The sequence below is a fragment of the Geovibrio thiophilus genome, from assembly GCF_004087915.1.
Classification (GTDB): domain Bacteria; phylum Chrysiogenota; class Deferribacteres; order Deferribacterales; family Geovibrionaceae; genus Geovibrio; species Geovibrio thiophilus.
This window is the reverse complement of record NZ_CP035108.1, coordinates 2,691,124-2,711,585: the sequence shown is the minus strand read 5'-3', so window position 1 is coordinate 2,711,585 and position 20,462 is coordinate 2,691,124. Positions and strand designations below refer to the sequence as shown.

Annotated in this window: 15 protein-coding genes and 1 pseudogene; all 16 read left to right on the top strand. The window is 41.0% G+C overall.

What is annotated here, in order from left to right:
- Positions 1-68 precede the first annotated feature (68 nt).
- The 16 genes and pseudogenes from EP073_RS12530 (at position 69) to EP073_RS12460 (ending at position 20,460) form a co-directional block, all read left to right on the top strand.
- The gene (locus EP073_RS12530) at positions 69-3,440 is read left to right on the top strand and encodes an SLBB domain-containing protein (RefSeq protein WP_128467505.1); all 3,372 of its coding nucleotides are present in this window, start codon (positions 69-71) and stop codon (positions 3,438-3,440) included.
- Positions 3,441-3,449: 9 nt separating this feature from the next.
- Positions 3,450-4,976, top strand: a complete 1,527-nt coding sequence (locus EP073_RS12525; RefSeq protein WP_128467504.1) for a capsule assembly Wzi family protein — start codon at positions 3,450-3,452, stop codon at positions 4,974-4,976.
- 481 nt (positions 4,977-5,457) lie between these two features.
- Positions 5,458-6,261 carry an MraY family glycosyltransferase gene (locus EP073_RS12520; protein ID WP_164885373.1) on the top strand — a complete coding sequence of 268 codons (804 nt, stop codon included), beginning with the start codon at positions 5,458-5,460 and terminating at the stop codon, positions 6,259-6,261.
- Between the two features lie 20 nt (positions 6,262-6,281).
- Positions 6,282-7,364 carry an NAD-dependent epimerase gene (locus EP073_RS12515; RefSeq protein WP_128467502.1) on the top strand — a complete coding sequence of 361 codons (1,083 nt, stop codon included), beginning with the start codon at positions 6,282-6,284 and terminating at the stop codon, positions 7,362-7,364.
- Positions 7,364-8,251 (top strand): Wzz/FepE/Etk N-terminal domain-containing protein, encoded by an 888-nt coding sequence (locus EP073_RS12510; RefSeq protein WP_128467501.1) that lies wholly within the window; start codon positions 7,364-7,366, stop codon positions 8,249-8,251. The genes EP073_RS12515 and EP073_RS12510 overlap by 1 nt, the downstream gene beginning before the upstream one ends.
- The gene (gene gmd / locus EP073_RS12505) at positions 8,248-9,360 is read left to right on the top strand and encodes a GDP-mannose 4,6-dehydratase (protein WP_128467500.1); all 1,113 of its coding nucleotides are present in this window, start codon (positions 8,248-8,250) and stop codon (positions 9,358-9,360) included. The genes EP073_RS12510 and gmd overlap by 4 nt, the downstream gene beginning before the upstream one ends.
- Positions 9,353-10,330 (top strand): GDP-L-fucose synthase family protein, encoded by a 978-nt coding sequence (locus tag EP073_RS12500; protein ID WP_128467499.1) that lies wholly within the window; start codon positions 9,353-9,355, stop codon positions 10,328-10,330. The genes gmd and EP073_RS12500 overlap by 8 nt, the downstream gene beginning before the upstream one ends.
- Positions 10,331-10,463: 133 nt before the next feature.
- Positions 10,464-11,414 carry a glycosyltransferase family 2 protein gene (locus EP073_RS12495; protein ID WP_164885372.1) on the top strand — a complete coding sequence of 317 codons (951 nt, stop codon included), beginning with the start codon at positions 10,464-10,466 and terminating at the stop codon, positions 11,412-11,414.
- A gap of 32 nt (positions 11,415-11,446) precedes the next feature.
- Positions 11,447-12,661: a polysaccharide pyruvyl transferase family protein gene (locus EP073_RS12490; protein ID WP_128467497.1), complete on the top strand. Its 1,215-nt coding sequence runs from the start codon at positions 11,447-11,449 to the stop codon at positions 12,659-12,661.
- A 1-nt stretch (position 12,662) separates the two neighbouring features.
- Positions 12,663-12,845: pseudogene (locus EP073_RS14190) on the top strand (4Fe-4S dicluster domain-containing protein); the annotation flags it as partial.
- A gap of 12 nt (positions 12,846-12,857) precedes the next feature.
- Positions 12,858-13,877, top strand: coding sequence for a Coenzyme F420 hydrogenase/dehydrogenase, beta subunit C-terminal domain (locus EP073_RS12485; protein ID WP_241654002.1), 1,020 nt, complete (start codon positions 12,858-12,860; stop codon positions 13,875-13,877).
- Positions 13,870-15,579, top strand: coding sequence for a nucleotidyl transferase family protein (locus EP073_RS12480; RefSeq protein ID WP_128467495.1), 1,710 nt, complete (start codon positions 13,870-13,872; stop codon positions 15,577-15,579). The genes EP073_RS12485 and EP073_RS12480 overlap by 8 nt, the downstream gene beginning before the upstream one ends.
- Positions 15,576-16,730 (top strand): NHL repeat-containing protein, encoded by a 1,155-nt coding sequence (locus tag EP073_RS12475; protein WP_128467494.1) that lies wholly within the window; start codon positions 15,576-15,578, stop codon positions 16,728-16,730. Before EP073_RS12480 ends, EP073_RS12475 begins: the two co-directional genes overlap by 4 nt.
- A gap of 77 nt (positions 16,731-16,807) precedes the next feature.
- A complete protein-coding gene (locus tag EP073_RS12470; protein ID WP_128467493.1) occupies positions 16,808-17,911 on the top strand; it encodes a hypothetical protein in 1,104 nt (367 codons plus the stop codon).
- Between the two features lie 7 nt (positions 17,912-17,918).
- On the top strand, positions 17,919-19,394 hold the full coding sequence (locus EP073_RS12465; RefSeq protein ID WP_128467492.1) for a lipopolysaccharide biosynthesis protein: 1,476 nt from the start codon (positions 17,919-17,921) through the stop codon (positions 19,392-19,394).
- Between the two features lie 160 nt (positions 19,395-19,554).
- Complete coding sequence (locus EP073_RS12460; protein ID WP_128467491.1) at positions 19,555-20,460, top strand: glycosyltransferase family 2 protein; 906 nt, start codon at positions 19,555-19,557, stop codon at positions 20,458-20,460.
- The last annotated feature ends 2 nt before the right edge of the window (positions 20,461-20,462 follow it).

Here is a 20,462-nt window from a genome sequence, read left to right as displayed (position 1 = left end):
ACCATTTTCAGTTGTATTAAGGTAGTTTATGGGCTAAAAATTAGGTATTGCTCATTTCCGGAGGGATCATGTCTGCCAGAATTATAAAATCATTTGTTCTTATTTGTTTAGCTTTTGTTTGTTTTGCAAAGGTTTATGCTCTGGATTTAGCTGATGTCAGCCCGGAGACCCTTGAAATCATGCGCAATAATCCCAGCCTGCTTGAAAAATATCAGGAGCAGCTTAATTCCCAAAAAACTCAGAGTGACAACAGGACAGGCAGAACAAACGCTTCCGATAAAAATAATCTTATCGAAAATAATCAGCTTCCGAAAAATCTTGATAACCTTACAGAAGAAGACTACAGGCGCTATCCGCACCTGCGGAATCTTCAAAGATATGACAACGGAACTGTTTTTCCGCTGCAGGACAATGCGACAGGAATGTTTCCGCCTAAGCCTCCGATTCCTGACCCCTTTGTTAAAAAGCAGCTCAGGTATATGAGCGACAATGAAACAAAAACCATAGGCGTTTTCGGTTTTGTTAAATATCCTAACAAATACAAGGTAGATAAAGGATTTAACATCCTCGACTCAGTAGCGGAAGCCGGCGGTCCCCTTGAGCTTGAGAAGCTCCAGAAAATATCCGTGTACCGCAGGGGTGCCGAGGTAGCAGACTTCACATACACCCCGAAAAACACCTACCGTATGTCCCAATATCAGCTTCAGGATAATGACACCGTGATTCTTGAAGGCAGATATGAGGAACCACAGGACAATATAACCGAAGAGGTCAAACCGCTTGAAATTTTCGGTCACAATATATTCAACAGCACAGAAAACTTTATCCCTGATCAGAACGCTATTAACTTTTCCGAATACATTCTCGGACCCGGCGACAGACTTCAGGTTTATATCTGGGGGCGAATAACGAAAACCCTCAGCCTCCCTGTCAATGCAGACGGTTCCGTTATTTCACAGGAAACAGGCCGAGTGCAGGTATCAGGAAAGCGCTTTGAAGAGGTTCAGTACATAATAAAAGGCATTCTCGAAAGCATGGAGGGTGTGTCAGCCGAGGTGCTCGTGGAGAATGTCCGCAGCATCAGGGTTCTCGTGCTTGGTGAGGTCACACGCCCGGGCTACTACACTGTCAGCAGCTTTAATAACATTTCAAGCGCCATTGTAATGGCTGGCGGTCTCACTGAAAGAGCTAACATAAGAAACGTTCAGATTAAAAACGGCGGAAATACTGTCGGAAATATAGATTTTTACAACCTCATCATACACGGCGACAGTTCGGGCGATTTCCTCCTCAGCCCCGGCGATACGGTTTTTGTTCCGCGCACAAGTATGCGTGTTACCTTGGAAGGAAAAGTAAGAACCCCTGCGATATACGACCTGAAAAGCGGCGAGACGCTGTCAGACCTGATTCGCTTTGCCGGAGGAATAGAGGCGAGCGGCTACAAGAAAAATATTTTTCTCAGAAGCTTTGCCGATGACGGCAAGGTTGTCACTAAATCTTATATTTACGGAACGAATCTCAGGAATGCCAAGCTGAGGGACGGCGACAAGGTATTCGTAATGGAATCCGACATTCCCGATTCCAATTCAGTCGAGCTGAAAGGAAATGTCTATTTCACCGGAATGTATTCAATAGAAAAAGGGATGAGGCTGTCCGACATTCTCAGCAATAAAGACATGCTTAAACGCAATACAGCCCTTGAATACGGCTACATAGAGCGCTACACGGGTGAAGGGAAGACAAAACAGGTAATAGGCTTCAACCTAGGCGATGTACTCAGGAATCCGCAGAACCACACCAACAATGTTGAAGTTCAGCCCATGGACGTAATCAACATTCTTACCGCTGAGCAGGTTAAGGCGCAGCATTTTGTAAACGTCAGCGGTGAGGTCAACGCGGCGGGCAAATATAAAATGCCTGAGATCGCGAATGTTATGGACGCTATTATGAAGGCGGGCGGGTTTGCCGTTGATGCCTCAATGGAAAATATCGAAGTTGTCCGCAAGATAGGCGGTAAATTTTATACAAGATTCATTGATGCCGAGACAGCCAGAAAGCTTGAGCTCAATGCGGACGACAATGTAGTTGTTCACTCTAAATACGCCGATTCTCCCAAGGGCTACGTGGAAGTGGACGGTGAGGTGAACAACTCCGGTTCGTTCCTTCTGAGTGAGAACCTCACGGTCAGCGACCTTGTCAGAAAAGCAGGCGGACTCAAAAAGGAAGCCTACAGAGACATAGCGCACCTTTTCCGCATTAAGGACGAGAGCTTTAATTACACTCTGACCAGAATCTCCCTTGCCGATGCGATGAACGGAAATACTGAAAGCAACCTGATACTTAGAGACGGAGACAAGCTGTTTGTACACTCGGTATTTGAATTTAATCCGAAAAAAACGATCAGTATAAACGGCGCGGTGAATGTTCCGGGCAAATATATATACGCAACTGAAATGAACATAAAAGACCTTATAATCTCCGCAGGCAACCTTAAAGACAATGCCTACTACGATTCCGCTGAAATTGTCCGCATGGATATAGTTGACGGAGTGACCAAATACAGCGTAATTGACGTTAACCTCAATGAGGTAATGAAGGATAAGTACAATGTCAGGCTCCAGCCCTATGATCAGGTATATGTAAAAGAGGTCACTGGTTTCAGGGAAAGCATGCTTGTCAAAGTATCCGGCGAAGTTCTTTTCCCCGGAGAATATGCAATCGCCAAGGGCGAAAAGCTGTCAAACATAATAAGAAGAGCAGGCGGAACAACAGATTACGCCCACTTTAGCGGAATAAAATTCATACGGCAGTCTGTAAAAGAGATCGAGGCTGAAAACCTCAAATCTATGAAAATGAGGCTTGAAAGCATGATAACCGCCATGTCTTCGCAGGAGATTGCCTCATCACTCTCAGCGCAGGATGTCGCAGCGAATGAAAGTCTTACGAAAAATCTTGAAAACACAGTAAAAAAACTTGATGAACTTGAGCCGCAGGGCAGAGTTGTCATAGACGCTGAAAACGTTGCCGAGCTTGCGAAAAGCAGTTATGACTTTGAACTGGAAAGCGGTGATGAAATATATATACCCAATAAAAAATCGACTGTTACTGTCGTCGGAGAAGTCTTTCAGGCTACAAGCTTTGCCTATGACAAGAGCAGAAGCACAGTGTCCGACCTGCTCAACCGTTCCGGCGGCATGACGGAAATCGCCGATAAAAACAATGTGTACGTTGTAAGAGCTAACGGAAGCGTGGTGTCCAACCAATACGTGAAAAGCAACTTCTGGTGGAAGGATATATATGATGTGAAGCTGAACGCCGGCGATGTTGTGGTTGTCCCCAGAAGGCTCAAATTCCCGAGCTATATGAGAGACATAAAAGACGTAACTCAGATTCTCTACCAGATAGCGACAACATTTGCTGTTACAAAACTGATGTTTTAGGGAGTGAACATGAAAAAGACAGCCTTGCTTCTGCTGGCAGCAGTTATATTTACCGCACTCCCGTCATACGGTGCCGGAAGGTACGCAACTTCGGATATACCGCTCACCAACAGATACTTTTACCGTTTGGCGGAGAGAAGCATGGCTATCAATCCAAGCATATACTATACGGATAACTTTAAGCCCGTCGCAGTGCGTGAGGCAGAAGTGCTTTTCGGCAACAGCAGGGAAGTGCAGGAACTTTTCGGCTCTGACGCAGACACTGAGGAATTCGCTCGGAAGGCAGGGAAATATTACGGGCAGAAAGATCTTTACGGTGAGGGCTTTGACGCTGTTCCCCTCAGGGAGATAAACCTGAAAAACAGATATGTATCCGATGAAGATATGCAGATCACGGGGGACTTCGGCGAAGACGCCGGAGATGACTTCTTCAACAGGGCAAGCCTCAGCGGCGGTCTTTATATGACACGTTTTCTTGCCGTTGATTATACTCTGGGCATCTACAGAAACTCGGATGAAACCGAAATAGAAGTAGAAAGAGCCAAGCTCAAGTTTGCGGGAAAACACAACGCCTATATCGGTGCCGTGGATAACCTTCAGATAGGTCCGGGATATTTCGGTCAGTTGATAATAAGCGACAACATCCGCCCGCAGGCATTTGCGATGATTAAAACGGAAATCCCCTATAACTGGGGCTTTCTCGGCAGATTCCGCTATTACATCTTTAATTTTTGGTTTGATGACGATGACAGAAAGAATAAAGATCCTCAACTGCTGGGGATCAGATTTTCCCTCAAACCCACGGATTGGCTTGAATTGGCTGTGTCCCGCACAAGCTTTTACGGCGGCAGCGAGATGCCATCCTACGGTTTGTCCGATTACTGGGATATTCTGACCGCTGAAGACGAAAACAGCGGTTCTGAGCACGACACTGATCAGTTTCTGGGAGCTGAGATGTCAGTGTATCTTCCGTTTCTCAAGAAGAGCGGATTATTTAAGGGCGGCAAGCTTTACGTTGAATATAACTGGAACGACATAATCGCTCCGTGGCAGACTGAGGACAAGGGGAAGGATTTTAAGCTCCTCGGCGAGTCATATATATACGGCTTGCTCCTTACCACAGGTAAAACCGATATAAGGTTTGAGACAGCAAGAATCTCCAGACAAACTTACCTGCACCACAATTACGCACCCGAAGGCTACAGCGTTGAGGATTATATAATAGGTCATCAGATTGGCAGGGATAACGAAGGCTACTATCTTGAGATATACACTGAGCTTAATGAAACGGTGCATCCTTATATTAAAGCGTCTTATGTCAAAAAAGGCACAAGGGACAGCGCGCTGAAACAGAAGGAACAGCAGTATTCCGCAGGTGCTGAAGTATTCCTCGGCAGCAGCTACGAGCTGAATGTCTTTGCCCGATACATCACGCAGGATAAAAAGGATCTGGATGAAAGAACTTTTTATTATGATTTTTCAGGCAGTTCGACCGAAAACTATATTGCGGGATTTGATTTAAAATATATCTTTTGATTAAATGATTGTCGCAAATTTTTAATTATTGTTGTGAACCTACTCTCTGAAAGAACTCAGTGATATTTTTGAGATCAAAAGAAACAAATTGGTAATTATTACTTTCGTGGATTAAAAAATAGTTGTATATACGGATAAAAGTCATGAGGAAGCTAAATGTCAACAAAGTTGTTTGATAAGAATAGAATAAAATTTCTTATACACAGCACTGCTTCTTCCCGTTTTGAATTAACATTTATAAACCTGTCTGTCGCTGTCCGAAGGGTGTAATTTGGGAAATACTATGAGCTATCTTGCTGTCCTTGCCGTTTCACTATTCATAAATTTTGTAATAATACTGATTGCGAAAAAATGTAAAATAATGATGGACTGTGAAAACAGCTGCAAGCCTCAGCGATTTCATTTAACCGCAACACCCCGTGTAGGCGGTATCAGCATTATGTCTGCGGCTTTATTTATGCTTGTTGATCCGCTGGGTCGAATGATTCTTTTGGCATCACTGCCTGTGTTCTTTATAGGTCTTTTTGAGGATTTATCCGGCGCGGTCTCCCCTAAGATCCGGCTTCTTTTCATGACAGCAGGAGCTGTTATTGCTGTTATGGCTCTTGATGTGCTTATCACTCAAATAGATTTTATTAAGTTACCGTATTATTTCGCTATGGCTTTTACATTGTTCTCGCTTGTAGGCGTGACAAACTCCATAAATATTATTGACGGTCTCCACGGCTTGGCGTCCGGTGCGTCTATCGTGGCTTTGTTTGCTCTTTTTACAGTTGCCTACAGTGTTGGTGATTATCAGCTCGGCAGGCTGATAATAATAATGACGTTTGCCGTATGCGGCTTTTTCATATGGGTATATCCGTGGGGTAAAATATTTCTGGGAGACGGCGGAGCCTATTTTCTGGGCTTTGTTCTCGGACTGTTTTCTATACTGCTTGTGAACAGAAACGAAAATGTGTCCGTCTGGTTTCCTTTGGCAGTACTCATTTTCCCTATATGGGAAGTGATCTTTTCTATCTTCAGACGTAAAGTAATAAGAAAAGGTGACGCTCTCAGTGCAGACAGGCTCCACCTGCATTCACTTCTTTATAAAAGAACAAAGTTTTCAAACTCGGTCGCCTCAGGTATTCTCCTTCTTATTTATATTACGTACCAGCTTCTTACTGTGATGTTCTACAAGTCTTCACCTGTGCTTGTACTTTTCATCATTGTCTTTATAATATGCTACCATATTTCATATATAAAGCTGGTTAGATTCAGCTTTTCGGTTAAGAGCACAAAATAGCTGTTCAGGGGCAGTGAGCAATGGTCAGAAACAAAATACTGGTTACCGGTACCGCCGGTTTTATCGGTTTTCATCTTGTCAGAAAGCTTCTGGAAAGAGGTGATGAAGTTGTCGGGCTCGACAGCATAAACGACTATTACGATGTCAGGCTTAAATTCGACAGACTTGCCGAGACAGGAATAAAAATAAATGACGATTCCGCTTCATGGAACAGGCTTATTCAGTCGGAAAAATACCCGAACTACAGGTTCATTCGCCTAAATCTTGAAGATAGGGATGAACTGGAAGAGCTTTTCAGTGAAGAAAAATTTGACAATGTCTGCCACCTCGCCGCTCAGGCGGGCGTCCGCTATTCCCTCAAAAATCCCGATGCTTATATTAGTGCTAATATAGTCGGCTTTATAAATATTCTTGAATGCTGCCGTCACCATGGTGTAAAGGCACTTTCTTACGCCAGCAGCTCTTCGGTTTACGGACTTAATGAAACACAGCCTTTCTGCACTTCCCATAATGTTGACCATCCAGTAAGCCTTTATGCCGCCAGCAAGAAATCGAATGAGCTTATGGCTCACACCTACAGCCATATTTTTAATCTGCCGACTACAGGGCTTAGATTTTTTACTGTCTACGGTCCGTGGGGAAGACCTGATATGGCACTTTTTATTTTTACCAAAGCGATTCTGGAAGGCAGACCGATAAATGTATTCAATTACGGTGAAATGAAGCGTGATTTTACTTATGTCGATGATATTATCGATGGTGTAGTACGTGTAATAGATAACCCTGCCCGGGAAAATAATTTGTGGAGCGCCAAAACCCCTGATCCGGGCTCATCGAAAGCGCCATATAAAATATACAACATTGGCAATTCCTCACCTGTGCGTCTGATGGATTTCATTGAAGCTCTGGAAAGCAAACTAGGCAGGAAGGCGGAGAAGAACATGATGCCGCTTCAGGCGGGTGATGTTCATGCGACCTATGCAGATGTCAGCGACCTTACTGCCGATTTGGGCTACAAGCCTTCTGTTGATGTGGTGACTGGCATAGGCAGATTCATCGACTGGTACAGGGACTATTATCAGATCAAAAAACAGGAGAAATAATGGATAAGTATAACAGACAGATATATGAGGATGAGATAAACCTGCTGGAACTTGCGGCAGTAATATGGAAGCGTAAGTTATACATAATAGGATTTGTCTTTTTGATTTCCGCAGCGACAGTGATTTACTCTCTTTCTCTTAACAATGTTTATGAGTCTAAAACAGTGCTCAAACCGACAGCGCAGACTTCAACACAAAACAGCCTTGGAGGACTTGGAACTTTAGCCGGATTTGCAGGAATAAATATCAACTCCGGCGGTTCTGTCTTTGCGGATATGAATGTTATTCTCAACGACAAAGCATTTCTCGCAGATTTTATCAAAAGAAACGAGTTATTGCCGAAACTGCTGGAGGAAATGTCAGTTGCAGATACTTCTGAGTTCAGGAAAAATGAGAAATTCAGCTTATTCAAATTAATTCATGAGGATTTGAAGCTTGTTGAGGATAAGTCTACGCAATATATAACATTTTCATACAATAACAGCAGCCCCGAACTGGCAAAAGAGATTCTTACACTTATGCTTCGGGATGTAAGCAATGTACTTCGTTCAAAACAGTTAGAGAATCTGGATATGCGCATAGAAAACTACAAGCTTGAAATTGACCGAGCCGCTGATCTCGCACTGAAAACCAAGCTCAGTGAATTGGTTGCAAATCTTATTCAGAGTAAAGTCCTTGCAAATGCGGATGAGTATTACGGTTTCAGCATTATATCCGAACCTTCATTGCCGGATCCTTTAGATAAAGTCGGACCGCACCGCTTAAGAATATGTATAATTGCTTTTATAGGCAGCTTCATATTTATGGTTTTTGGGGTTTTGGTCATTAATTTCATTATGAACAGCACGAAACAAAGAAATGAAAACGAAGTAAGAGGAAATCAATGAAGACTGCGTTGGTAACAGGGATAACAGGTCAGGATGGCAGCTATCTCGCAGAGTTCCTGCTTAAGAAAGGCTACACAGTCCACGGAATAAAAAGAAGAGCATCTCTGTTTAATACGGACAGGATTGACCACCTGTACCAAGACCCTCACGTCGAGAACAGAAAACTGATCCTTCATTACGGAGACATGACAGATAGCATGAATCTTCCCCGTATTATTCAGGAGGTTCAGCCTGATGAAATATATAATCTTGCTGCTATGAGCCATGTTCATGTGAGTTTTGAAACTCCTGAATATGTTGCCAATGCGGACGGAACTGGAACACTAAGGATTCTGGAAGCAGTAAGATTGCTTAACTTAGTTGAAAAAACAAAAATATATCAGGCGAGTACCTCTGAGCTTTATGGGAAAGTTCAGGAAATTCCTCAGAGGGAAACCACTCCGTTTTATCCCAGAAGCCCTTACGCCGTTGCTAAGATGTACGCTTACTGGATAACAGTAAACTACCGTGAGGCATACAATATGTTTGCCTGCAACGGTATTTTGTTTAACCATGAGAGCCCTGTTCGCGGGGAGACATTCGTTACAAGAAAAATTACCAGAGCTGCCAGCAAAATTGCTCTAGGTCTTCAGGACAAGCTTTTCCTAGGTAATCTCGATGCCAAACGAGACTGGGGACACGCCAAAGACTATGTAAAAATGATGTGGATGATCCTTCAGGCTCCTGAGCCTGAAGACTGGGTGATTGCAACCGGGAAAACAACAACAGTGAGGGATTTTGTCCGTATGGCGTTTGCCTGTGCGGGTATTGAGCTTGAGTTTAAAGCTGTTGGTGTTGATGAGAAAGGCATTGTTGCCTCCTGTTCAAACCCGCTTTATCAGATACCGATCGGAACGGAGGTCGTTGCGGTTGATCCCAGATATTTTAGACCTACGGAAGTGGATCTTCTCTTAGGCGATCCGACAAAGGCGGAGCAGAAGCTCGGCTGGAAAAGAGAGTTTGAACTTCAGGATCTTGTGAATGAGATGATGGAAAGCGATCTTAAGCTTATGACAAAAGATGTGTACCTCAAAGACGGCGGGTACAAAACTATGAGCTATTATGAATAAAAACGGAAAGATATTTGTTGCGGGTCACCGAGGGCTTGTTGGCAGCGCGATTATGAAAAAACTTACGGAGAAGGGGTACAGCAATATCATCATCCGGACAAGAAGCGAGCTTGATCTGGTGAATCAGGATGCCGTTGCTGCTTTTTTCGCTTCGGAAAAACCGCATTATGTGTTTCTTGCAGCAGCAAGAGTCGGCGGCATAATGGCAAACAATACCTACAGGGCTGATTTTATATACGAAAACCTGATGATTCAGAATAATGTTATTCATCAGAGTTATATGAACGATGTAAAAAAGCTTCTTTTTCTTGGGAGTACGTGCATTTATCCAAAGGAAGCACCGCAGCCTATGAAAGAGGAATATCTGCTTGCGAGTCCTCTTGAATATACCAACGAGCCCTATGCTATAGCCAAAATTGCAGGCGTAAAGATGTGCGAAAGCTATAACTTGCAGCACGGAACAAACTTTATTAGTGTTATGCCTACAAATCTTTACGGACCTAATGATAATTTTGATCTTGAGACATCACATGTTTTACCTGCCTTAATCAGGAAAGTTCACGAAGCAAAAGAGCGCGGGGACGCCTCTGTTGAAATATGGGGAAGCGGTAAGCCCAAGCGTGAGTTTATGTACAGCGAGGATATGGCGGACGCCTGCGTCTTTATTATGGAGAGGATCGATTTTCGCGATCTGGTCAAGGATAAAACGGAAATCAGAAACACACACATAAATATCGGCACAGGAAAAGACATAAGTATCAGGGAACTTGCTGAACTCATAAAAGAGGTTGTCGGTTTTGAGGGCGAACTTAAGTTCAATCCCTCAAAGCCGGACGGGACAATGGTTAAGCTTACTGATGTTTCCAAGCTGTCAGAGCTTGGCTGGCAGTACAAAACTGAACTGGAAGAAGGGGTTGTGTGTACTTATAATCGGTTTTTGAAACAGAATGTCCCGTCTGTAGGCTCATAAGAGAGACTTTTACGGATTCTAACAAAAGAGTGAACAACGATAACAAAATTATTTTGGAAGATACTCCTGTTTTTGAAAACAGATTTAGGTAGTTACTGAGGCTGGAAATTGCGTCATAGAAGGGGCGGTTATAGTGATTAATTTGTCAATAATCATACCACATTATAACTCTGTCGATTCACTCATTAAGTTATTGAATTCTATTCCCGATCAGGAAGATGTTCAGGTAATAGTCATTGATGATAAAAGTGATAAGTTTACTGAAGATTATACTTATTTAAGAGACAGTAAGGCGTATGAACATGTTGCATTTTTGGATAATGCTTCCTGTGTAAAAGGAGCTGGTGTTTGCAGAAACATTGGTCTGATGAATGCTCAGGGAAATTGGCTTCTTTTTGCTGATGCTGACGACTTTTTTATTGGCGGCTTTTATGATTATGTCGCTAAATTTTTTGATACTCATAATGATATAGTCTTTTTCCCTCCGACCAGCAGAGACAATTTAACCGGTGAAACTTCAGATAGGCATTTACGTTACAAGAAACTAGTTCAGAATTATATTGAAAATCCTGATGATGAAGCACTTCTGGATCTCAGGTATAAATTTTATGTTCCGTGGTCAAAGCTGTTCAGACGTTCATTTGTTAAGGATAACGGAATTTTTTTTGATGAAACAATCGCGTCAAATGATCTGATGTTCTCAACGAAAACAGGGCATTATATGAAATTATTCAGTGTATCTGATGAAATAATCTATTCTGTTACCAAAGATGTGGGGACATTGACAAAAAATACAAGCGAAAAAGTTTTTGATGCGAGAGTCGCTGTACATATCGATTATTGCAAATTTCTGCACGACAATGCCCCCGAATGGTATATAAAAAAGCAAAGCTTAAGGAGCGGAGGACTCATTTTGAAAGCAATAAATTATGAATTTGGTGTAATAAAAGCCATTTCAACTTATAAGCTATTTTCAAAGCATCAAATCCCTGTTTTCAGAATGCGGGATTTGAATTTAAGAACATTAAAAAAACTTATCCATTACAAAAGTGAACACAATAAACAGAAAAAATATTTAACATGATTTCTGTAATATTGCCGAGAAGGATTTAAGAGATGAGATATGTTCTGATAACCGGCGGACAGATGTACAACAAAGGCGCACAGGCTATGACTTTTACAGTGGTTAACGAATGTAAAAGATATTTTCCTGATTCCACTCCGGTTTTGCTTTCATCTGTCCCTCACAAACGGGTAGAAGGCGACACAGACAGGTATAATTTTGTTATCATGGAGTTTGGTTTAAGATTACGTCTTGCATTGTCAGGTAGATTTTTTCGCCTGTTAAACAAAATCCGTAATTATGGAAAATTTAAAACACAATATAAAGATGCTGCTGCTCAGCTTAAAGAGTATTTCGCAAATGCGGATTGCCTTATAGACATAAGCGGATTGGCATTGTCGTCACAGATGGGATTCAGAAAATCTGTTTTCTACTTACTTGGTATTGCTGCTGCGAAAAATTATAATGTGCCTGTATATATTTTTCCGCAATCCTTCGGTCCGTTTAATTATCCAAAGACTTATCAAAGACTCTTTATTAACTTTCTTATGAAAAAATTCCTGAGTTACCCGAAAGCGGTTTTTGCCCGGGAAAAAGAAGGTTTGAACAGTATTCAGAAATTTTGTAAAAATGTTCGCCTGAGCCCTGATCTTGTTTTGCAGAATAAGCATGAAATTGATAAAAGCATTATTTTTAAACAAGGAATATCTGAAAAGCAGCTTCCGGATATTCCGCAAAACTCGGCGGCAATTGTTCCTAATGAGAAAACCTTCATACACGGAAACGGGGGAAAAACTTTATTGCTGCTCAATGAAATTACTAAAGAGTTATTAAAAAATAATCTGAATGTTTTTCTGATTCCGCATTCGACCGAAGACTTATCTATCTGCGAAAAAGTGAAAAGCGGATTTTCAAATGACAATAGAGTTATCCTGATTTCTGAAGAATTCAACTGTATTGAACTTCAAAACCTGATTTCTAAATTTAATTTTATTGTTGCATCAAGGTATCATTCAATAGTTCACGCATATCTGGAATCAATACCGGTAATAACGCTGGGCTGGGCTGAGAAGTACAAAGAACTCCTTGGAGCCTTTAATCAGGCAGCATATTTGTTTGATGTGCGGCAGCAGATTGATGTGAATAAGATAACATATGCTATAAACGATATGATAACCAATCAGGGAATAAACAGGGAAAAAATTAAGACTCAGCTTGGGATAATTCAGGAAAACAGTGTGTTTGACTGTCTGAAAGGGGTTAACTGATTTGAATACAGCGTCAGATAACTGCGGCGGGTATCGCATATACGATGAAAAGAAAATGTGTACGGGCTGCGGCGCTTGTGCTCAGGTTTGCGGAAACAGCGCCCTTTCGATGGAGTATGACGATGAGGGTTTTTTATACCCGGTAAAAGACGATTCCTTGTGCAGCGGATGCGGGCTTTGCAGGCGGCGTTGTCATATGCTGGTGGAAAGAACAGCAAACCGGAACACCTTACGGGTTTATGCCGCTTATCTGCCGGATTTGAGCCAGCTGTACAGTGTTTCCTCCGGCGGGGTGTTCTGGGCTCTTGCGAGGCATACTATCGAACAGCATGGCGTTGTTTACGGGGTTGAGCATCAGTCATTATTCGATGTTCACCACGGGCGGGCGGAATCTCTTGAGCAGTGCGTACCGTTCCGCAGGTCAAAGTATCTGGAGAGCAATACAAAAGAAACTTTCAGGCAGATAAAAGCAGATCTCGAACAAGGCAGGCAGGTTTTGTTCACCGGTACAGGCTGTCAGGTTGCTGGTTTGTACGGCTTTTTCGGCTGTAAAACTTATCCGAACTTAGTGACCGCGGAAGTCGTTTGTCACGGTGTGCCCTCCATGAATGTTTTTAAAACATATATTCATGAGTTGGAAGCGCTGAGGAACAAAAAAGTTCAGGAAATAATATACCGAGACAAGAGCAGGGGCTGGAACCAAAACTGCATCAGGATATGCTTTACGGATGGGACATCAGAGGCGGACCTGTCCAGTACTACGCCGATTCACAGGGGATACCTGTCAGGGTATTACAGCCGCCCTTCATGCGGCGGATGCAGATACGCGAGCCTGCCACGCGCGGCAGACATTACCTTAGCCGATTATTGGCAATATAAGGGCGGGCTCAGGGAAAATAATCAAAATCTGGGTATTTCACTTGTTGTTTGTTCCTCTGAAAAAGGAGTAGCCTGCATTGAGAAGATAAAACATGAATTATTGATTGAACCATCATCATTGGAAGAGGCTGTAAACAGTTGCAGGCACCTCTCTAAAGCGCCTGAGGAAAGTAAATATAGAAATGCGTTTCTAAGCCATATGAAGAAAAGCGGATTTCATGCCACCTTTTCTAAATTCAGGCGTAAAGAAAGCATAGCAAGAAAAATTGCAAAACTGAATCCATTTGGTAAGCTTATAATAAAAATTTTGCGCAACAAAGGGGAAAACTATGAATGAAAGAGAGATGGTAGAATTTTACTACAACACGGTGCAGGATAAGCAGGCATGTTTCGGTTTCTCTCTTAAAAGACTGATGCTGGCATTGAGCGGAAACCGCAAGAAATTTGTTTGTCTTGAAGATAACAGATATCTCAGAAAAATATTAAATATGCTTGGGTTACCTGCAAAATCGATGAAAAAAGGGATTGAGGATGCCAAATATTTCTTTCTGCTTTATCAGGTAATGCAGAAATTAGCAAAAAAGGGGGTTCCATGCTATTTCTTTGGGCGTACCGACTCTCTTGATAAGGAATATTATTCTGATTCAGCTCAGGAAAGAAGAGAAAAACATCTTGATTTCCCTACAATGTCTGAAGATTACGATAAATATGAAAAACATTTTAAAGAAATACTGGGTGAAAAGGCATCAAAAGAGTATGTTGATGCCTTAAAGGCTATTACTCAGGTGATCAAGCGCGGCAGTTTATTTGGGCATGAGGATATGCAGTCTGAGCTGGTCAATATTATTAATGGTCGTCGTGTGGTCGTTGATGCGGTCAATAATGGAGAAAAAACAATTCATGTTTACGGTCGTTGCGGAGCTTTCGGGTATGCTGTTGATGACAGAAACACTGTACCAAGCCTGTTGCAGCGAAAGCTCAATCAGTGTTCAAAACCTATTAAAGTTATAAACCATGGACTTTGGGGAGCAGATGATAATTTAATCTTAAATAATCTTATCATCGAATCTGAGACCTATGGAGAAAGAGACATCGTTGTGTTCTATGAGCGTGCGCCTTTGAAAGAAGAGGTGGCTCTGCTTGAGAAACTCGGTATGTATTATTTTGATTGTACAAAGCCTTTCCATGATGATGAAAGAAGCAGATGGTGCATATACGACTATGCAGGACACATGAATGCTGAAGGGTACGATATTTCCACAAACTATATCTTTGACATGCTGGAAAAAACCGGGTATCAAGCGAAAGATGCCCCATCCGATGTGCTGGATATCAGACACGATTTTATCAGCGATTATCTGAACGAACATACTTCCGGAGAGTTTCAACGAAATCTACAGATGTATGTAGACGGTATTAAGGCTGATTTCCCATTAACTGAAAATGAAAAAACAATCGGTTCTATCGTGATGAACTGCAATCCTTTTACACTGGGGCACAGATACCTGATCGAATACGCCTCTAAAAAAGTGCACAGACTGTATGTCTTTGTTCTTCAGGAGGACAGATCCTTCTTCAAATTTGATGACAGGATCGTGCTTGTTCGCAAAGGAACGGCTGATCTGAAAAACGTTCTTGTTATTCCGAGCGGCGAATTTATGATATCTGCTCTGACGTTCCCTGAATACTTTATGAAGGACTACAAAAAGAGCATTGATTTTGATGCGACCAAAGACCTGCACACCTTCGGAAACTACATTGCAAAGGGGTTGGGCATTAAAATACGTTTTGCAGGTGAAGAGCCGATAGATGTTGTTACAGCAGAGTACAACAGAAGCATGCAGTTACTGCTGCCTGAAATGGGTGTTGAGTTTCACGAAATACCGAGAAAAACAGTTGACGGAGAGCAGGTTGTCAGCGCATCCAAGGTCAGGGCACTGATGGCGGAAAACAAATGGGAAGAGATAAAAAACTACGTGCCTGAAACTACATATTTGTTTTTGGTGGAAAAGTTTAAAAATAAAGGTGTATCTCTTTGATAATAAACAAATCGATTCGGAAATTGGCAGATCTGTTTATGCGGAGAGCAAACCGTGCTGCCATTAACTGTTATCAACAACGAAGTACCGTTTGCACTGTCAAACAAAAGGAGTATGCTGACCTTGGCGATTATTTACGTTTTGCTGACAGTAATAGCAGTATGTTATTGGATTGTATCAAAAAAATACAAGTAAAAAAAATGGGGTACAAGGCAAAATGGGTCGGCGGCACTCTTTTTGGTGATATGCTTTTTTGTATTCCAAACAGTGCCGACTGTGTAATGGTTTACAACATAAAAAATGATGATGTCTCTTATTTCGGAGATGTCGGCAGTGAATCGTACAAATGGACAAGCTGCTGTGTGTACAAAGATAAAATATATGGTTTTCCAAGATCATCAAACAGCCTGTTAGAGATAGATCCGCAAAAAATGACTGTATCGTTAGTGCCGTTAAACACAAGTTACAAAGGGGAGCATCATTATGCAGGGGCTGTAACTGCCGACGGTCTTATGTATCTTCCCCCAAGAGACGAAAATCATATACTCGCTGTGGACTTGAATACATATTCAGCAGAAAAGATACCCTTGTGTCCATCGACGCTGAAAATAAAATTCCGCTACCAGAATGGAATTTTACATTATGATGGAAATATTTATTTTTTCCCGGAAAATAATGAGAAAGTGCTTGTGCTGAATCCTGAAACAAAATCGTTTCGTTATATCGGAAATAAATTAAACTGCTATGTTTTTGAAGCACAGATTTGTGGAGACGGCAACATTTACGGATTTAGTAATAAAAAAGGAATCCTCAAAATTGACGTTAAAAATCAAACAACAGAAATGCTTCACAATGACATTATTTTTGGAAGTTACGGCACAAAACACGGGCTGAACGGTAAATTATACAGTATGCCCGGTGCGTCATCTATTATATATGAATATGATACCGGAAAGGATATACTGACGCACGTAAGCAGTGTAGAAGAACAGGGTAAAGCTAAGTGTGCAGGTGGTGTAACCACGGACGACGGCAGCATAATTGCAGTACCAGCTTACGGTGATTATTTGTATAGGTTTAAGTTCAATAATGTAACAACACCACTGCCTGCCGCCATGAAACATTCGTTATTTTATACAAGTACTTATTGATAGTCTTAGGAGAATAATGACAAATGCAGACTAACATAAAACTATATGATCTATTGCGCCGCACAGCGGATGCTGCAATGGAAATTCAAAATTCAGACGGCTCATTTCCGCCCGGAACTAATGTCTATTACAATGATCCCGAAACACCAGTCAGGAACACCAGTCATTGGCTGATGATCTTGTTGAAGGTGTATACATATACAAATGATGATAAATATAAAATCGCCGCAGCCAAGGCGGTGGATTACCTGTTAAGCAAAGAAGTCCGCCCGATGGGAGCAAGCTTCTGGTGCAGGAAAAACCCGCATAAGGATTTCTGTAACGGAACTGTGGGGCAGGCTTTTACACTTGACGCACTCGCTCAGGCATATGAAGTGCTGCAAATGGAAGCTGTTAAAAATCTTGCCGATGAAGTCTTTCTGCTCCACCCCTTTGATGAAAAAAACGCTTTGTGGCGGAGTGTAGCTGTTGACGGTTCCTATCTGCCTATTGACCCGACATTTAATCATCAGCTTTGGTTTGCCGTAGCCGGGGCGGAGCTTTGGCGGGTCGGAAAAAATGAGGAGATCGGTCGCAGGGTCAGGCTTTTTCTGGATGCTCTGCACAGGAATATGAATGTACATAAATTCGGGCATAAGGGTCTGATATATCATTATGTATCCCGGCATCATTCATTCAGGAAAAAAGGAATCATCCCTCACCTGAAAACTCTTAAATTACTGATCGGTCAACAGAGGAAGAATGAGATAATCAGAGCGATCAGATACCATTGTTTTAATCTATGGGCATTTCCGATACTCAAAAACGTTTTTTCTGAAAATGATTTTTGGTATTCTAAAAAATTTAAATCAACATTTAACTACATTTTTTCAAATGATTTTACAAAACATGAGGAAAGTCTTGGTCTTAAAAAGCCAAATAGTGTTTACAAATTTGAAAATATAAATATATACGAAGCATATACAATACTTGCTTTCTGTGACATAGAAGATAAAGAGCAAATAGTTGAAGAACTGCTCAGTACCCATTTTGAGCAGGAATATGATTCTGAAACGGATATGGTGAACAGGCTCGCCGCTGACAAATTAACTCAGGCCGCCCGTGTCTACGAGGCGACACGTTTGCCGAATCTTGAATTAAAGCTCAAGAATCTTAATATTGCTGACCGCCAAGAAGGTTAGCAACTATATGGAAAACAAAACCTTAAAGCAGCAATTTATCTCAGGAGCATTAATAACATTTGTCTCCCGGTATATGTTCATTGCGGTCAATCTGATAATAAGCGCTATTCTGGCAAGAATACTGGACCCTGATGAGTTTGGTGTAGTAGCTATTGTTGCTGTTTTTACTACATTTTTCCAGATGTTAAGTCAAATGGGACTTGGGGCGGCTGTAATTCAGCACAAAACCTTGTCTGACAAGGATATTTCCGATATATTCAAATTCACCACATTGCTATCTTTTGGGCTGGCGACAGCTTTTTTCTTTTTTTCTTATGCTATAGCATACTTTTATGAAAACGATGTATACGTATTAATCGGAAAGCTGTTGTCTATTTCAGTTTTATTCAATTCAATGAACATTGTGCCGACAGCAATTCTGACAAGAGATAAGCGATTCAAGGCAATGGGCATAACAACGATACTGATGAATTTAATCGCCGGTATTGCCACAATCATTTTGGCTTTGCACGGGTTTTCATATTTTTCAATCGTGATTAATTCTATCCTCTTAAGTGTGCTGATGTTTTCATCCTATTTCTTTCTCTGCAAAATTAAGATTAAAAAAGCATTCAGCCTTCATGTGCTGCGGCAAATAGCAGGTTATTCCGCATTTGAATATCTGCATAATTTTGTTAACTATTTTTCCAGAAATATAGATAACATTCTTATAGGCAAGTTTTTAGGAGCCACACAATTGGGGTATTATGATCGGGCGTATAGATTAATGATGTATCCTGTCATGAACCTTACACATGTTCTTACGCCTGTTCTGCACCCTCTGCTTGCTGATTATCAGGACAATAAAGACAAAATTTATTCAGTTTATAAAAGGCTCGTTAAGTTCCTAGCCATGCTTGGTGTTCCTATAGTTGTTATTTTATTTTTTTACGCCAAGGAGATAATTTTCATTATGTATGGCGATAAATGGCTCTATATTATTCCTACCTTTAGAATACTTTCATTGTCAATTATTATACAGATTATAACCGGAAGCGGAGGAGCCATATTTCGGGCTGCCGGCAGAACAGATGTGCTTTTTCTGGTTAGTTTAATCAGCGGAGTTTTAATGGTTTCCGGTATTTCCTTAGGCGTTTTTGTCGGCGGCAGACTGGAATACGTTGCGGTGGGTATATTGGTTGCTATGTGCATAAATTTCATTCAGTTATATTATTTGTTGATTGTGAAGGTGTTAGGGAATAGCTTGATTGATTTTTACATGAATTTAAAAACCCCTTTTCTCATAGGTATGATTTTAATCGGCGTTAATATTGCAATATTAAACTTGCAAAAAATCGAATCACTTATACTAAATTTTTTTATAAGTGCTGTGATAAACTTTGCTGTATGGCTGGCTTGTATTTTTATATTTAAAGAAAGTAAATTTATGGGCATTAATAAGATTATAAGTAAGTTATCAGATAATAGAAAAAGTATAGTATAATGGATTAGGAATTCAACTTTGGGGAAAAGATGATAGTATGCCCGAAGGCTTACACCTTATTTCAGTCTAAGTGCTGTGCTGAATAGGGGGATCATCTCTCACAGTCTTGTTATAGAAAGTATTTTAAAATATGATGCGTTTGCCATGGGGGTGCTAAAACATGATCAGCTTTATTATGATGGCTAAAAATGTTGAGAAGTATATCGATGAAGCCATCATAGAATTGCAAAAAGAAAATCTAATTAACTGGGAACTTATCATCGTTGATGATCATTCGGATGATTCGACATTTGAGGCTGCCTACTGTCACGCTGAGCATGATAGTAGAATAACAGTTGTCAGAAATAAGTTTGTCGGCAAGGTCCTCGGAACAAATTACGGATACTCTCTCACAAAAGGGGATATTATCAAGTGTATTGATTCTGATGATGTTTTGCTCAATAATTTCTTTAAAGAGTACGATAATCTTCAAAAACATGAAGCCCATTGCCACAATGCGTATATCGTAGGTCAAAATCTTAGTGTAATGACTAAATATCTTGTTCCGTCTTGTATTTTAACAGAAAGCTATGAGTTTGTACTGTCCGGGCTAATCAGTCTTCCTAAATGGTCATGGTCGTTCAATAGAAGGATAGCAGATATAATCTTTCCTATGCCAGAGAATCTTCCTTTTGAAGATGTATGGATAGCTATGAATATTAAACGAAATGCTGCATCTATTTATCATATAAAGAGCCCAGTTTATCTTTACAGGCAGCACACATCGAATACTTTTGGCGGCATTTTAAATTATGAAAAAGATAAAGTTATTTTCAGGGCAAGCAGGCTTATTAAGCTTATTGAGATTTTTAAAAGAGAGGAGCGCATAATAAGTGGATATGCCACTGATATTCTTGATAATGTCTATGAATATAATAAAACAATGAGAAAGGAAGATTTAACTTTGAGAGATATATTCTCTAGCAGGCTTAGGTTCAACTCAAAGCTTAAAATATGGCTGATTAGGAATTTCCCTTATCTTATTAGGGCATTTATTATCACAAAATGGAAGCTGAGCAGGTCATAATA

Excerpts from the sequence above, each read along its gene's own strand:
- EP073_RS12530 (WP_128467505.1), top strand. The coding sequence starts at position 69 with ATGTCTGCCAGAATTATAAAATCATTTGTTCTTATTTGTTTAGCTTTT.
- EP073_RS12525 (WP_128467504.1), top strand. The coding sequence starts at position 3,450 with ATGAAAAAGACAGCCTTGCTTCTGCTGGCAGCAGTTATATTTACCGCA.
- EP073_RS12520 (WP_164885373.1), top strand. The coding sequence starts at position 5,458 with ATGATTCTTTTGGCATCACTGCCTGTGTTCTTTATAGGTCTTTTTGAG.
- EP073_RS12515 (WP_128467502.1), top strand. The coding sequence starts at position 6,282 with ATGGTCAGAAACAAAATACTGGTTACCGGTACCGCCGGTTTTATCGGT.
- EP073_RS12510 (WP_128467501.1), top strand. The coding sequence starts at position 7,364 with ATGGATAAGTATAACAGACAGATATATGAGGATGAGATAAACCTGCTG.
- gmd (WP_128467500.1), top strand. The coding sequence starts at position 8,248 with ATGAAGACTGCGTTGGTAACAGGGATAACAGGTCAGGATGGCAGCTAT.
- EP073_RS12500 (WP_128467499.1), top strand. The coding sequence starts at position 9,353 with ATGAATAAAAACGGAAAGATATTTGTTGCGGGTCACCGAGGGCTTGTT.
- EP073_RS12490 (WP_128467497.1), top strand. The coding sequence starts at position 11,447 with ATGAGATATGTTCTGATAACCGGCGGACAGATGTACAACAAAGGCGCA.
- EP073_RS12485 (WP_241654002.1), top strand. The coding sequence starts at position 12,858 with ATGCTGGTGGAAAGAACAGCAAACCGGAACACCTTACGGGTTTATGCC.
- EP073_RS12480 (WP_128467495.1), top strand. The coding sequence starts at position 13,870 with ATGAATGAAAGAGAGATGGTAGAATTTTACTACAACACGGTGCAGGAT.
- EP073_RS12470 (WP_128467493.1), top strand. The coding sequence starts at position 16,808 with ATGGAAATTCAAAATTCAGACGGCTCATTTCCGCCCGGAACTAATGTC.
- EP073_RS12465 (WP_128467492.1), top strand. The coding sequence starts at position 17,919 with ATGGAAAACAAAACCTTAAAGCAGCAATTTATCTCAGGAGCATTAATA.
- EP073_RS12460 (WP_128467491.1), top strand. The coding sequence starts at position 19,555 with ATGATCAGCTTTATTATGATGGCTAAAAATGTTGAGAAGTATATCGAT.